Genomic DNA, 14,868 nt, shown 5'->3' with positions numbered 1-14,868 from the left:
AATGCTTGATGGAAAGACATTGCTTATAACTGGCGGCACCGGCTCCTTCGGGAACACTGTTCTGCGTCGCTTTTTGGAAACGGATGTCAAGCAGATCATTGTTTTCTCTCGGGATGAGAAGAAGCAAGAGGACATGCGCATCAAGCTGCGCAACGATAAGGTTCGCTTTATCATCGGCGATACCAGGAACGCCGACTCCATCAACCTTGCCATGCGCGGAGTCGATTACGCATTTCACGCCGCAGCACTCAAACAGGTTCCGTCCTGCGAGTTCCATCCGATGGAAGCAGTGCGCACCAACGTGATCGGCACCGAGAACGTCATCAACGCTACCTTGCTCAACGGCGTGCAGCGGTTGGTGCTGCTGAGCACCGACAAGGCGGTCTATCCCATCAACGCGATGGGCATCTCCAAGGCCATGGCCGAAAAGGTCCTGGTCGCGCGCTCGCGCACAATGGGCAGGAACGATCCGGTCCTCTGCGCGACGCGCTATGGCAATGTCATGGCGTCGCGCGGTTCGGTGATCCCGCTGTTCATTGAACGGATCAAGGCCGGCCAGGAACTGGGGATCACTGATCCATCGATGACCCGCTTCCTGATGTCGCTCGAGGAATCGGTCGATCTGGTGCTGCACGCCTTCACCCATGGCGCGCAGGGTGACATCTTCGTCCAGAAGGCACCGGCCTGCACCATTGCCGACCTCGCGACCGCGCTGTGCGAACTTTTCGAGGTTCCCGAGAATATCCGCATCATCGGAACCCGTCACGGCGAGAAGCTGTATGAATCCCTCGTCTCGCGCGAGGAAATGGCCAAGGCCGACGATATGGGCCGTTACTGGCGGGTGCCGGCGGACAACCGCGACCTGAACTATGAAGTTTTCATTTCTGAAGGATCGCCGCAAGCCAATCTGGTCGACGACTATACCTCACACAACACCCAGCGCCTCACGGTAGCAGAAGTGAAGCAGACGCTGCTGACGCTGCCCTACGTGCAGAACGCGCTGGCCAACCGCTGATGCTTTCACTCTCGCTCATCATCCCCACGCAAAAGCGATCCCGCTACGCCGAGGGAACTGTCGAGACGATCCTCGCGATGGGCGACTACATCAAACTCACCATGTTCGACACGAACCCGAAGAATGGCTGGGATCTGATCGTGCCTACCAAGCTAAATATGGTGCGCCCGACGCTCGGGATCAGTGTCATCGTTAATTTCGGCGTTGCACTGTCCCATGCACTGTTCGCAGGTTCCGTCGCCAAAGCTGGGAGAGCACCGGGACGCGTATGGCGATGGCTAACGGTTCGCTTTACGGTCACGAAGGACAAACGCATTGGCGGCGTTGATACCGTCGCAACGGCGTCAGACACCTTCGATGGCATCAAAGCTAGGCCAAATCCGGATTTGTCCAGAGCATGACCCCCTATTACGTCTGCTACGCCATTCTGATCCTGTCGGTGGCAGCAGGATTGCTACTCGACAAGTTGCGGATCGCGACGATTCTTGCCTTCATTCCGATGTTCGTGCTGATCGCGGGGCGGGGCATGGTCGGGACCGATAGCGCGGTCTATGTCCAGAGCTTCGACATCATCCGCTATCAGGGAATTTTGGCATCCAGCTTCGAGCCGGGGTTCACCCTGCTGATCGAGGTTCTAAACTGGTTCTTCCGAGACTCGTTCGACGTGCTGATCGTCTTGGGCAGCACCACGGCGCTCATCATGCTGTGCGCCGGCCTCCTGCTCGAACGATCGCCGCTCCTGTTCCTGACGATCGTCATGCCATTCTTCCTGATCGACATGACAATTAACGGCCTACGCTACGGGCTGGCTTTCGCGATCATAGCCTTGGGCGCGGCCGCCTTCGCACGTGGCAGCCTGCGGGCATTCGTCCTGTGCGGGATCATCGCCGCAAGCATACAGGTATCGTCGGTGCTGCTCGCTGTCGGTCTGTGGGCGTTGTTTGAAGCCCGGATCAAGACCTTCATCGGCGCGGCTTTAGGAATGGTCGTGGTCCTCGTCGTGTTTGGCAGCTATCTTGGCGACAAGGTATCGCAGAACACCGAGCTCGTGGGTTTGGGCGGCCTATCCGGTATCATTCCGCTGCTCGCCACGGTAGTGGTCGTGGTTGCGATCCGCTACTCCGATCGTCCGATCGTTGCCAGCAGATTCCCTGTGTTCGCAATCCTGGGCATGCAGCTTGCCTCGTTCGGTCTCGCTCGCTTCTACTATGCCGGATTACGCTTCCAAACCCTGTTCCTGTTTCTTCTATATCTGTTCGTCGCCATGTCCGTCCGGCGATCGACGGTACAACTGTGCGGCGAACGCCTGCTTACCGGATCCTTGCTGGCAACGCTGATTTTGTGTTCCGTATCGCGCCTGACCAACTTCCGCGACGACACTAACGGCTTTTCGCCGTTTAATCCTTTTTATTTTCAACGTGAACTGAAAGGCTAACATGGGCCTGCCACTGGTACAGACTTCCGCCGGGACGCCGACGTTCAGCGTCATCGTGCCGGTCTACAACATGGCCGCCCATCTCGAAGGCTGCATCCGCAGCATTCTTGGCCAAAGTGTTGCTAATCTTGAGGTCGTGGCGGTCGATGATGGTTCGTCCGATAACAGTCTGGATATCCTGCGGACTATTGCACAGGAAGATGGTCGGTTGCGTGTTTTCACGAAAGCCAACGGTGGACAGGGGTCGGCACGCAACTTTGGGTTAGCCGAAGCGCGAGGCCGATATGTTTCCTTCGTCGACAGCGATGACACGATCGCTTCCGACCTGCTGGCCCGCGTCCTACCGTTTTTTACCGCCGATCCGGCACTGGACATCGTCTCCTTCGGCCTCGAATTCCGCGACGATCGGGGGAAGCTTGTCGCTGCGCGTGGTCCGGATCGCGAGTTCACCTCAACCGGCGAAACAATATTCATCGACGCAATGCTGGACCGTAATTTCCTCACCAGTGCCTGCAACAAGGTCTATCGACGCACGCTGCTGAACGATAACGCAATCACCTTTCCTGAATTGCGGGCATTTGAGGATTCGGTGTTTTCCCGTAATGTCGCCCAGTATACTCGCTCGGTACGCTACATCCCCGACCGGCTGTATGTCGCGCTGACCCGCCAAGGAAGCACTTCGCGCGGCCTGAGCGTGGCCAGTTTCGGCCATGCCGCAACGATGATCGAGCTCGAGCGACAGATGTTCCGTGCAAACGAAACCGATCCCGTACGGATCGCCGCTTTCCATGCGCATGTCGCCCGTTTCTTCGCTCATCTACTCCTGCTGGCGGCGTTTCGGATCGACGATCCGGCCGAACGTGGAGAGTGTCGTTGCATCGTAGACAGGGCTGGATTTGTCGCTTGCGCCACCGATCCCAAGGCAATGGCGCTGTTGCCGGCACGGGCTCGCATCCAAATCTGGCTGGCGCGGCTTCCCGCGATCCAGCGTCTGCTCGCGGTGACCGCGCGGCAGTTCAACCGTGTGCCGTACTAACCTGCCGATTGTCTAACGACGCCACGAACCGACAAGGTGCTTTGACAGCAGGGAACACACGGTCCGAGGAGAAAGAAGCGTGTCGATTATCCGCCGGTTGCTCGCCTTCCTGCGTCGCGCGAAGCCGGGTAGCGATGCCGCCACGTCACTGTCGCGCCGCGATGCCCTGATGCTTTCGGTGGGGGGAACGATACCGCTGGTCCCCTTGGCGATAGCGGGACAGCGTGATCCCGTGGCCGCCGGTATAGCCCCGGGTACCATGGTCGCTCGCCCCGGCGGCCGGGCACGGACGCTGCAGGCGAAGGCGCTCGACATCTATTCGGTCAACGACAAGGGCGCGCTGGGCGACGGACGGACGGACGATACCGCAGCCATCAACGCCGCGATCCTCGAGGTTCATCGCGCCGGCGGCGGTGAGGTCATCTTCGGAACTTCCCCGTCGCCCTACCATGTCGTCGGCCCGATACTGCTTCCCTCCAATGTTGCCATCAATCTGAACGGCCAGACGCTTGTCGGGCGCAGCTTCAACGAAGGGGTGATGTTCGCAACCGCCACGGTACGCAACGATATTCTGGTCCGCAACAATCAATCATTCCAACAGAATGATGCAGTTCTATATTCTTCCGTTCGCAATGGCGTAATCAAGCGCTGTGCGATAGCGTTCGAATTTCGTAACTTCAACGTTAGCTGTCACATCACGGACGTAGCCACGCTTGACGTATTACAGTTTGGCGTGTTCTTTCAATGCTTCTACATGTCACTTACCAACTGCTCGGCACGAGGACCCAGTGATCGAAGCAAGGCTGCCTTTGCCTTTACCGGACATAATAACCTGATCACATTGTTGCGTGTCAGTGCCACGATGGAAAGCGGTTTTCTTTTCGAGGGCGGCACGGCCTCGGTCAGCCTCATCGGTTGTTCGTGCGAAGGCGGCGGCGGGAGTGCCGTCGCCTTTCGCGGCGACTGCCTCGGCATTTTCATCGATTCAGGCTATTGGGAGGCCATACCGGGAACCGTGTTCGACTTCCGGGCAGCCGGTGTCTGTTCGGTCTCGTTCCGCGGCAATTACGTCAATTATGCCGATACCATCCTCGATGATGGCGGCCCGCAATCACCCGCCACCTTGTTCGGAAGCTTCGACGCCAGCAACTATCTCGCCAATATCGGCATTACCCACGACGACCGGACCTATCGCGGTCGGATGCTGCTGTCCTGTCCGCGCAATTTCATTCGCTACGAAATTCCCTTTGCCAACGATGCCCCGACAGGGGCTCCGGCGAACTGGACGATCGGCCCCAGCATCCAGGCCGCGCGCGATACGGCATTCACCGGCCGGTCGCTATCCGACGTGCGGTCCCGGTCGCGCCTTCACTATGGCGCGCCGATCCCCCTGTCGCGCGAAGGCGATGTCGGCGATCCCTACCCCGGGACCATCGACCGCTCGGGCATAACCATAGCGACCGGCGGTGGCGCCGTCGCGACCGTGGATAGCGCCATCAGCTGGCGGCCCAATTCACTGCGCGCTACATTCATCCTTGCGGTTATGGATAACGCCGGTGCGCATAAGTTGTTCGGTGACATCTACGGCGACCAGCTGGTTCGGCAGGACCGCAGCGACAAGCGGGTCCTGCTGGAACAATATCAGGGCCGGGTCCGGTTGCGCGTGGGGGATATCGACAACCGATCGGGCGGGGCATCGATCACCGGGTCGCTCCAGATCTGCACCTGACGACCGGGGTCAGCCTGCTTCGAACTGCGCGCATGTCTTGCGGTTGATTCGGTCGCGGTCGGCGTCGCGTATCCAGCCCCATTTGGTGAAATATTGCGCAAGGCTCACCATCGCATAGCGTAGTCGACGGAACGACGGTCGTGTCTGGCTGCGATATTCGTGTACCACGCTGTAATCGGGGACATACAACGTCCGCGCCGCCGCATGCAGCCGGCGCGACAGGTCGAGATCTTCGGCATAGAGGAAATAGCGTTCGTCGAAATAGCCGACAGCATCCAGCACCGACCGCCGGATCAGCATGAAGCAGCCCGACAGGAACGGGAATTCCGCAACCGTGTCGTAATTCCAGTTATGGAATTCGTAGCGTGTGTTGCGCTCCTTAGCCCATTGCGTTTTGCTGAAGAAACGGCGGCCCATAAGGTCGGCAGGGTCGGGTAGCAATCGGCATAGCCGTTGCAACGATCCGTCGGGGTAGCGGACCTTGGGCATAGTCAAGCCGACATCGCCATTGGTATCCATGAACGCAACCATGCCGGGGATGACCTCCGGTCCCATTTGCAGATCTGTATTCATCACCAGATTGTAGCGACACCGCCCCTTGCTTGCCGCCAGCGCGATATTGTGTCCCCGTCCATAACCCAGATTGGCGTTGGTCGTGACGATGGTGACGCCGGGAGCCTGCGCGAATGCCAGATCAAGTGGGGGCTGGCTGTTATCGACCAGAACTACATGCACCTTGACCGTATCGCTGCGCACCTGTGCAATCGCTCGCTCGATTTCGTCGCGCGACGTCCCGAACAGCACGAACGAGACGCAGACATCTACCTCCTGCGGAAGCGAAGGAGTGATACCGGTGTATTTTGAGGACATAACGCTATCTTTCTGATTTCGGTCGGACATCGCGACAAAGCGGGTGGGTGGAAGCGATCGCGGAAAGTCAACGGTGATCAAGCCACACTACAGATTCTAGCAACAAACTACCCGTCCCGGGATGTCGACGGCGATCGATATCGAAGGGGGGACGTCCCGCGTAACCACTGCGTTTGCGCCAATGGTGCTGCGGGTATCAATCGTGATACTGGGCGGTACCGCCACGCCTTCGCCCAGCCATACGTCATCGCCGATAGCAACGGGCGCGATCGATAAAGGACGTTTGACGTAAGGAAATGACGATGCCAACCGATCATCCGTATCGCCGCTCCTCTCGTTGGATGCAGATACCGCATTTCAACATTCCGGTCGCTGTATGTGCTGAGGCTGTGATCGGTTATAGAGACCCGGCTCGCAATCATCCTAGCTGTCAATGATGACCTAGCGCATGCTCCCAATATGAACAAAGCCCTTGATCTCGGCATGAGTGCTGAGCAAGATGTTACGGGTACCGCGCTGATAGAGCGGCCAACGGATCAAGCGGGTACCAAGCTGGAACACGTGGGTCAGACCGACTTCCATGCAGCTGGACCAACTCCGATGGCGTATATGCGCCTGCCACGATGTTTCTCCTCGCTTAACTGGCTGAATACGCAGCAATCGACCAATCAATGTGCCGCTGACTATCGTATCGGATCCTGCAACGCATGGGCTTGCCATCGTTACGACTTAAGATCGTCATAGCGGACTTGCAGCAGCGGACAAGGATATAGCCCGAGTACGACAACTGCCTTGCCACGAATAAATTTAGCATTCTCGATCCACCATTTGTTTGCGGGTAATTTAGTTTAGCGATAGGCAGCCGGCTATGACCTCTCCCATCCGGCTTATCCGCCCTAGGCGCCATGGCGACGACCGTGGGTGGTTCACTGAATATTATTCGGAACCGACCTTCGCCGCGCTCGGCATCGATTGCACCTTCGTGCAGGACAACCACTCCTATTCGGCTCCCGCCTTCACCCTGCGTGGGCTGCATTTTCAGACGCTGCCGCGCGGGCAGGACAAGCTGGTGCGCTGTATCCGTGGCCGGATTTTCGATGTTGCGGTTGATGTCCGCAAGGGTTCGCCCACTTACGGCCAGTGGGTCGGGGCGGAACTATCCGCCAAAAACGGCCACCAGCTGTTCGTGCCCATCGGCTTCGCACACGGCTTCGTCACGCTCGAGCCAGATTGCGAAGTCACCTACAAATGCTCGGATACGTATGCCCCTGACCATGACGGAGGAATTGCATGGGACAGTGTTGGCATCGACTGGCCGATCCCCGCCGGCGTCATGCCCGAACTGAGCCCCAAGGACGGCCGCCAACCGGCGCTGGCCGATTTCGACAGCCCGTTCGCCTATGACGGGCGTCCGCTGGCCCCACTTTCCTGATAAGGACCGATCCCATGCGCATCTTCGTCACCGGCGGGGCCGGCTTCATCGGCTCGGCGCTGGTCCGCCACCTGATCGAGAACACCGCCTACGACGTCCTTAATTTCGACAAGCTGACCTATGCCGGCACGCTATCGACGGTCGAGCGGGTCGCGTACAGCGACCGGTACAGCTTCGTACAGGGCGATATCTGCGACGCCGACGCTGTCCGCGCTGCGATCTCCGCGTTCCGACCCGACGTCATCACGCACCTTGCCGCCGAAAGCCATGTCGACCGCTCGATCGACGGCCCGGGCGCGTTCGTGCAGACCAATGTCGTCGGCACCTACACCATGCTGGCCGAGGCGCGCGCTTATTGGCTGAGCCTGGACGAGGAAGCGCGCAAGGCGTTCCGTTTCCACCATATCTCGACCGACGAGGTCTATGGCACGCTGGGTGACACCGGCCTGTTCACCGAAGACACGCCCTATGACCCGCGCTCGCCCTATTCGGCGTCGAAGGCGGGCAGCGACCATCTGGTCAGCGCATGGGGCCATACCTTCGGCCTGCCGGTGCTGATCACCAACTGCTCGAACAATTACGGGCCCTATCACTTCCCAGAAAAGCTGATCCCGCTGATGATCGCCAAGGCATTGGATGGCGAACCGCTGCCTATCTACGGCAAGGGCGATCAGGTCCGCGACTGGTTGTATGTCGAGGATCATGTCCGCGCGTTGCAGGCGGTGTTCGAACGCGGCGAGCCGGGCCGGACGTACAATGTCGGCGGCCATAACGAGCGGCAGAATATCGAGGTGGTGAAGACGCTCTGCGCGATCCTCGACGAACTGCGCCCGCGTGCCGATGGCCGCGCTTACGCCGAGCAGATGACCGAGGTGGCCGACCGCCCCGGCCATGACAAGCGCTATGCGATCGACGCCTCGCGCGTCGGCACCGAACTGGGCTGGACCCCTGCCGAAACCTTCGAGACCGGCATCCGCAAGACGGTGGAATGGTATCTGGCGAACGAAGCGTGGTGGCGCCCGCTGGTCGCCGCCAAGGCCGCCGAACGGCGCGGGGTTGCGTGATGCCGCGTCGACCTGTCGACATGTCGGGTGGGCGATGAAGTCGATCCTCGTCACCGGTGTCAATGGGCAATTGGGCCGCGAGCTGGCGCGCATCGCTTGTCCCGCGGGCTATGAGGTCGTCGCGCCCGACCGTGCCGCGCTTGACCTGACCGATCCGGCGGCAATCGCGCGCGTGGTCGCCGAGTGCGAATGGGCGGCGGTCATCAACGGTGCCGCCTATACCGCGGTCGACAAGGCCGAGAGCGACGTCGTCAACGCGTGGCAAGTCAATGCGCTGGCCCCCGCCGCCTTCGCGCAAGCCTGTGCGGCCGCCGGCATTCCGATCATACAGGTATCGACCGATTACGTCTTCGCCGGCGACAGACAAGGCGCATGGGAGGTGACCGATCCGGTCGCGCCGCTCGGTGTCTATGGCGCGTCGAAGCTCGGCGGTGAACTCGCGGTCCGCACCAGTCGCGCGCGCCATGCGATCGTCCGCACCGCCTGGGTCGTGTCGGCGCACGGCCATAATTTCGTGAAGACGATGCTGCGCGTCGCCGCCACCCGGACCACGCTATCGGTGGTCAACGACCAAGTCGGCAGCCCGACCAGCGCCGCCGATCTGGCGAGCGCGCTGCTGACCATTGCCGTGCGTCTGGCGGAGGACGCCAACGCCCCGACCGGCACCTTCCATTTCAGCAACGCCGGCGCGGTCAGTTGGGCCGGTTTCGCGCGCGAGATCTTCGCGCAATCGGCGGCGCGCGGAGGCGCATCGGCCGAAGTCGCTCCGATCCCGAGCAGCGACTATCCGACCCCGACGAAGCGCCCGGCCAACTCACTGCTGAGCCACGAGGCCATCCGTACCGCTTACGGCATCGAACCGCGCCCCTGGCAGGCGGCACTCAGCGACATTCTCGACGAATTGATCGGACATACAGCATGAAGGGCATCATCCTCGCCGGCGGCTCGGGCACGCGGCTTCACCCGGCGACGCTGGCAGTGAACAAGCAGCTGCTGCCCGTCTATGACAAACCGATGATCTATTATCCGTTGAGTGTCCTAATGCTCGCGGGCATCCGTGACATCCTCATCATCTCGTCGCCCGAATTCCTTGGCAATTACCAGCGCCTGTTCGGTGACGGATCAGCGTTCGGCCTGACCATGTCCTATGCCGAACAGCCTAGCCCCGACGGGCTGGCGCAGGCGTTCACCATTGGCGCGGACTTCATCGGCGACGATAACGTCGCGCTGGTGCTGGGCGACAATATCTTCTTCGGCGCGCACCTGACCGACCTGCTCGCTAGCGCCGTCGCCCGGCCGACCGGGGCAACGGTGTTCAGCTACCGCGTCGAGGACCCGGAACGCTACGGCGTGGTCGAATTTGGCGAAGGCGGCCGCGCAATCAGCCTCGAGGAAAAGCCCGCCGCGCCCAAGTCGAACCATGCGGTCACCGGGCTGTATTTCTACGACAACCGCGTCGTCGACTATGCCGGCAACCTGAAGCCGTCCCCACGCGGCGAGCTGGAGATTACCGACCTTAACCGGCTCTATATGGAGGCCGGCGACCTGTACGTCGAACAGATGGGGCGTGGGTACGCTTGGCTCGACACCGGCACCCATGACAGCCTGCTGGAGGCGGGCGAGTTCGTACGCACCCTTCAGCATCGCCAGGGCGTGCAGGTCGCCTGTCTGGAGGAAATCGCGTTCGAGATGGGTTTCATCTCGGCCGATCAGGCGCGCAAAGCGGGTGAGCGGTTCAAAAAGACCGCCTATGGTCGGGCGATCTTGAACGCGGTGGACGGACGGTAGCGAGCGCCACTCGCTCCGTTTGATACCTATCCAGATGGTATCGTCTCGGAACGCCTGTTCGGATTTCCATTTGGTCGGCAAGCAGCGTGTGTTCGATGACCGGTTATCGTGAACCACTCCAACGCGCCGCAGCTTGACAGCATCGTCGTTGGCAGGCCACCAAACAAATCATCTTCGTTAATCGATCCGATAATTTTCGTTTAACTGATTTGTTAATACGTTTGGTCATCGCGACGCATATTCTCTTTATAAATTGTAGTTTTATCATCCCTTTACATAACAGCTCGCCCGCATTTTCTAAATAAACAAAAATTATACCCGAATTGGATGAAATTGATCGAATAAGGGACAGGGTTTCACGCGGAAATCTCGACAACATTCCAATCAGATTGTAAGTGCTCTCCTGTTAACAGGGGAACATCATGATCGGTCGGAACGATATGTCGCAGTCGCGGCAGGTGCGTGCTCGTGCGTTGGGGTCGAGTGCGATGACGGTGGCGTTGATGCTGGCCGGCCCGGCCTTCGCCCAATGCACGCCCGATCCGACCGTTTCCGGCACGACCACCATCTGCAGCGGCACCGATGCCGATGGCCTGATCGTCTCGACCCGCGGCACGACCGTCGTCGTCAATCAGGATGCGACGGTCAGCGGCACAAACGGTGGACCGGGGATCGACGTCCGCATCCAGTCGGCCAGCAATGGCGGTCCGGTCGCGCTGACCGTCAACGGGTTGATCAATGATGGCGTGTTCCTGAACATCGATCCGATTGCCGGCGATACCAACGCCTATGTTCTGGCACTGACCGTCGGTGCTGGTGGGCAGTTGAATGATGGCGTCGCGCTTCAGCGGATCTCCGCGCAATCCAACGCGGCTAGTGCCAGCATCGATAATAGCGGTGTCATCGGCGCGTCCGCTTTCGGTGTTGCCGTCTCTTCCGACAGTTCCGATGTGCCGTTCACGTCGATCGTCAATCGTGCGGGCGGAACCATTAACAGTATTTCAGCACCGATCGGCACGCTCGATAATGCCGGGACGATCGTCAGCGCCGAGCGTGGCATCAATGCGATCAGTCAGTTCGGTAATTCGCCGTCGACCGGCATCATCAACAATAGCGGCACGATCCGGTCCACCGACGATTTCACGACGACCGTGTCGATCGATTTTTTCAACGTGCTGAACAATAACGGCACGATCGAGAACCTGGGGGCGGAAGCCGCAATCAGTGCTCTGATCCTTACCATCAACAACAATGCCGCCGGACGCATCACCAGCGCGGGCACGACCGCGATCACCGTCCGCGACAGGCTGAACCTGACCAATGCCGGCACGATCGTCGGCGACGTGCTGGCCGGCGGCACCTCGACGACGTCCGGAAGCACGGTAGATTCTACCGCCGGACAGATCACCGGATCGCTGCTCTTCGGCGCCGGCAACGACACCCTGATCGCCGCCTATGACGGAACGCAGCTGCGCTACGGCGTTACCGGCGCGATCGACGGCGGGGTCGGCACCGACACCGTGCGGCTGCGCTTCACGACCGATACGACGATCGCGACGCCGCTGACGCTGCCCACCGCATTCGAACGCTTCTCGTTGATCGCCGATGCGAGCACCACCACGACGCTAGCCGCCGGCGCTACCGGAACCGAAGCACTGGTGATCGGTGGTGGCGGGACGATCGTCAACAATGCGGTGCTGACGACGCTCGGTCAGGTCATCGCCAACGACCTGTCGGTGACCGGTGCCCCCGGCCTGACCAATAACGGCACGATCGCGCTGACGACCACGCGCGGCACGCCCTATGCGATCGACCTCACCCGGTTCAGCCGGTTCGAGAATAACGGCACAATCGACAGCGCGCGCAACGCCGTGTCGCTCGGCGATGCGACGACCGGAGCCGTCAACAACGGCGTCATCGTCAACAATGGCACCGTCAATGCCTATTTCACTGGCATGCGGGTGACCGGCGACAGCTTCACCAACAGCGCGACCGGCGTCATTCAGTCGTCGAACGGCATCGCCCTCGCGCTTACCAGCGGGGCGACCGGTACCGAACGCAGCAACGCCGGGCGGATCGACGGGCAGACCGGCGCCCGGCTGACCAGCACCTCGCTGGTCAATACCGGCACGATCCAGGGCGCGCAGACCGGCATGGTGCTCGGCGGCACCGCCACGCTCGACAACCGGGCAGGCGGTGTCGTGTCGGGACCGACCGCAATCTCCGGGCGGCTTGGTGGCGTGTACACCTCGAACAACATCGTCACCAATGCCGGCACGATCAACGGCAACGTCGTCTTCGCCGATCTGACCGATACCGTCACCACCACCAGCACCCGCAACCGCTATTTCGCGCTGCCCGGCGGCGTGCTGAACGGCGATCTGACGCTCGGTCGCGGCGATGTGCTGGTGACCGATTTCGTCAACACCGGGACCGGCGCGTTCGCCGGGATCAACGGACAGGTTTCCGCGAGCCGCTCGACGCTGCGGCTGCGCGTGCGCGCTGATGCCACGACCACCCTGACCGAACGCGACGGCTTCACCAGCCTCGGCTATGACCTGTCGAACGATGCGAAGCTGACCGTGAGCGGCACATCGGACCAGACGCTGCTGGTCGCCGGCCGTGGCAGCGTCGACCTGAGCGGCAACATCACGACCGTGTTGCGCGCGGCGATCCAGAGCATTGCGCCCACGCTCGCCCCCGGCGAAACCGCCGCCGCCAACGCGCTGAACATTACCAGCAGCGGCGACCTGAGCCTGTTGCGGATCGAGGAAGGCAATTTCACCGGTGCGGCGGTCATGCTGCAAAATGGCGACCGCTTCACCAACAGCGGCACGATCAGCGTTACCGATCGCGCGGATCTCAACCCGAACGAAGTCGCCGCCATTTCGGGTGCTGCCGTCAACACCGGTTCGGGTTCGGCATCGCAGATCACCAATAGCGGCCGGATTTCGCTGAGCGGCGCGATCGGCATCCGCGATACCGGTACGATCGTGAACACCGGCACCATCTCGCAATTGACGCGCAACCGCACGTCGGTCGGCGTGCTCGGCAACTCGAGCTATGCCACGACGCTGACCAATTCGGGTACGATCAACGTCGGCGGGGTCGCGGTGCAGGCCGATACCCGCGGGATGACGATTGCCAATAGCGGTCGCATCAGCAGCTTCGGCGGTCTCGCCATCGCGCTAGGTGGCTTTAGCACGATCGACAATGCCGCGACCGGCACGATCGCGGGCGGTCTGGTCGAAGGGCAGACCGAACGACTGGCGATCCGCACAACGGGCGGCAGGCTGACCAATGCCGGTACGATCACCGGCACCGTCGATCTAGGCTATGCCGCGTCCGGCCGTGCATTGGGCACTGGTATCTATATTCAGGATGGCGGCACGATCGACGGCAACCTGCTCTTCGGCAACGCAAACGATACGCTGATCGCCTACACCCCGCTCAGCATCAACGGCACGATCGACGGCGGTGGCGGCATCGACACGCTGATCCAGGCCCGCCGCGCTAGCGATACGGTGACGCTCAGCCTGAACGCGGCTACCAATTTCGAACGGCAGGGTGTGAGCGCGATCGGCGCCGACACGGTTGTGACCTTGCGCGCGATCGAACCGATCACCGGTTCGGTTGCGCTCACCGGCGACGGCGCGATCGTGAACACCGCGACGATCGAGAGCGCGACGCTCGGCACGCCCGATCAATATACCAATCGTGGCTTTGTGTACGGAACGCCGCTGAATAGCTTCTCGAACCAGGGCACGATCAGCGCTTCGGTCGAGGGCAAGGTGCGCCAGTTTGCGAACACCGGCACGATCGGTGGTGCAACGATCGACACCAACCGCTTCGGGACCGTAGAGGCGGTATCGAACGACACGCTCGACTTCACCAACAGTGGCAACATCACCACCAGCAATGTCGATTTGCGGGCGGTGTTCCTGTCCGTGGAAAAGGGCAGCACGCTGACCGCGAGCAACAGCGGGACGATCATCGGCGGCACCGATGTCCGCATCGGCACCAACTATCTGAACGAACCGATTTCAGGTTCGCAGTCGCTGTCGTTCACCAACACCGGGACCATGACCTCGGCCGATACCAATGAAGGCGAGACGCTCGCGCTCTCCGCCGACAATGCGACCGCTGCCGGATCCACGATCACCTTCGACAACAAGGGCGTGATCGAGATCACCAGCTCGTCCGGTGACGCCGTCGCCCTGCGCGGTTTCTCCGGTCCGGGCACCGTTGCCATCACGGCGACCAATTCGGGTACGATCCGCGCCAATGCCGGCGAGCGGATCGTGGAAGGTACTTTCGATCCGAGCTACACCTATATCCTGCCGAGTGTCGGCCTGTTTGTCGGCAACTATAGGGGGTCGGTTCCGGCTGAGGGCGAAATGACACCCTAAGCGGACTGACTGGGTTGGGGGTAGGCGGCATTCGCGACGCCCGTGAAACTGGCTATGCAGCCCTGACAGGCCGTGTGATGTATGAGCATG

General features: G+C 60.9%; 12 protein-coding genes. 10 read left to right on the top strand and 2 right to left on the bottom strand.

Annotated features, from left to right (window positions below; translation table 11 throughout):
• The first annotated feature begins 1 nt into the window (after position 1).
• The 5 genes from MF607_RS18105 to MF607_RS18085 all read left to right on the top strand — a co-directional run bounded on the left by MF607_RS18105 (position 2) and on the right by MF607_RS18085 (position 5,215).
• Positions 2–1,015: a polysaccharide biosynthesis protein gene (locus MF607_RS18105; protein WP_242121419.1), complete on the top strand. Its 1,014-nt coding sequence runs from the start codon at positions 2–4 to the stop codon at positions 1,013–1,015.
• Positions 1,015–1,416, top strand: coding sequence for a hypothetical protein (locus tag MF607_RS18100; protein ID WP_242121417.1), 402 nt, complete (start codon positions 1,015–1,017; stop codon positions 1,414–1,416). Before MF607_RS18105 ends, MF607_RS18100 begins: the two co-directional genes overlap by 1 nt.
• Positions 1,413–2,450: an EpsG family protein gene (locus MF607_RS18095; RefSeq protein ID WP_242121415.1), complete on the top strand. Its 1,038-nt coding sequence runs from the start codon at positions 1,413–1,415 to the stop codon at positions 2,448–2,450. The genes MF607_RS18100 and MF607_RS18095 overlap by 4 nt, the downstream gene beginning before the upstream one ends.
• A gap of 1 nt (position 2,451) precedes the next feature.
• Positions 2,452–3,486 (top strand): glycosyltransferase family 2 protein, encoded by a 1,035-nt coding sequence (locus MF607_RS18090; RefSeq protein ID WP_242121413.1) that lies wholly within the window; start codon positions 2,452–2,454, stop codon positions 3,484–3,486.
• Between the two features lie 79 nt (positions 3,487–3,565).
• Complete coding sequence (locus tag MF607_RS18085) at positions 3,566–5,215, top strand: glycosyl hydrolase family 28-related protein (protein ID WP_242121411.1); 1,650 nt, start codon at positions 3,566–3,568, stop codon at positions 5,213–5,215.
• 9 nt (positions 5,216–5,224) lie between these two features.
• Here the strand turns inward: MF607_RS18085 and MF607_RS18080 are convergent, their stop codons facing one another.
• Positions 5,225–6,166, bottom strand: a complete 942-nt coding sequence (locus tag MF607_RS18080; RefSeq protein WP_242121409.1) for a glycosyltransferase — start codon at positions 6,164–6,166, stop codon at positions 5,225–5,227.
• A gap of 15 nt (positions 6,167–6,181) precedes the next feature.
• Complete coding sequence (locus MF607_RS23070) at positions 6,182–6,394, bottom strand: LbetaH domain-containing protein (protein ID WP_431311977.1); 213 nt, start codon at positions 6,392–6,394, stop codon at positions 6,182–6,184.
• A gap of 559 nt (positions 6,395–6,953) precedes the next feature.
• On the opposite strand from MF607_RS23070, the gene rfbC reads away from it, so the two are divergent.
• From rfbC to MF607_RS18055, 5 genes are all read left to right on the top strand, one after another.
• Positions 6,954–7,517: a dTDP-4-dehydrorhamnose 3,5-epimerase gene (rfbC, locus tag MF607_RS18075; RefSeq protein ID WP_242121407.1), complete on the top strand. Its 564-nt coding sequence runs from the start codon at positions 6,954–6,956 to the stop codon at positions 7,515–7,517.
• Positions 7,518–7,531: 14 nt separating this feature from the next.
• Entirely contained in the window at positions 7,532–8,581 is a 1,050-nt protein-coding gene (rfbB, locus tag MF607_RS18070; protein ID WP_242121405.1) for a dTDP-glucose 4,6-dehydratase, read from the top strand.
• 34 nt (positions 8,582–8,615) lie between these two features.
• Positions 8,616–9,503: a dTDP-4-dehydrorhamnose reductase gene (rfbD, locus tag MF607_RS18065; RefSeq protein ID WP_242121403.1), complete on the top strand. Its 888-nt coding sequence runs from the start codon at positions 8,616–8,618 to the stop codon at positions 9,501–9,503.
• Positions 9,500–10,369 (top strand): glucose-1-phosphate thymidylyltransferase RfbA, encoded by an 870-nt coding sequence (rfbA, locus tag MF607_RS18060; protein ID WP_242121401.1) that lies wholly within the window; start codon positions 9,500–9,502, stop codon positions 10,367–10,369. Before rfbD ends, rfbA begins: the two co-directional genes overlap by 4 nt.
• Positions 10,370–10,791: 422 nt before the next feature.
• The gene (locus MF607_RS18055) at positions 10,792–14,778 is read left to right on the top strand and encodes a beta strand repeat-containing protein (protein ID WP_242121399.1); all 3,987 of its coding nucleotides are present in this window, start codon (positions 10,792–10,794) and stop codon (positions 14,776–14,778) included.
• Positions 14,779–14,868: the final 90 nt, after the last annotated feature.

The sequence above is a fragment of the Sphingomonas lacusdianchii genome, from assembly GCF_022664395.1.
Lineage (GTDB): Bacteria > Pseudomonadota > Alphaproteobacteria > Sphingomonadales > Sphingomonadaceae > Sphingomonas > Sphingomonas lacusdianchii.
This window is presented reverse-complemented; position numbering and strand designations above follow the sequence as displayed.

Excerpts from the sequence above, each read along its gene's own strand:
- MF607_RS18105 (WP_242121419.1), top strand. The coding sequence starts at position 2 with ATGCTTGATGGAAAGACATTGCTTATAACTGGCGGCACCGGCTCCTTC.
- MF607_RS18100 (WP_242121417.1), top strand. The coding sequence starts at position 1,015 with ATGCTTTCACTCTCGCTCATCATCCCCACGCAAAAGCGATCCCGCTAC.
- MF607_RS18095 (WP_242121415.1), top strand. The coding sequence starts at position 1,413 with ATGACCCCCTATTACGTCTGCTACGCCATTCTGATCCTGTCGGTGGCA.
- MF607_RS18090 (WP_242121413.1), top strand. The coding sequence starts at position 2,452 with ATGGGCCTGCCACTGGTACAGACTTCCGCCGGGACGCCGACGTTCAGC.
- rfbC (WP_242121407.1), top strand. The coding sequence starts at position 6,954 with ATGACCTCTCCCATCCGGCTTATCCGCCCTAGGCGCCATGGCGACGAC.
- rfbB (WP_242121405.1), top strand. The coding sequence starts at position 7,532 with ATGCGCATCTTCGTCACCGGCGGGGCCGGCTTCATCGGCTCGGCGCTG.
- rfbD (WP_242121403.1), top strand. The coding sequence starts at position 8,616 with ATGAAGTCGATCCTCGTCACCGGTGTCAATGGGCAATTGGGCCGCGAG.
- rfbA (WP_242121401.1), top strand. The coding sequence starts at position 9,500 with ATGAAGGGCATCATCCTCGCCGGCGGCTCGGGCACGCGGCTTCACCCG.
- MF607_RS18055 (WP_242121399.1), top strand. The coding sequence starts at position 10,792 with ATGATCGGTCGGAACGATATGTCGCAGTCGCGGCAGGTGCGTGCTCGT.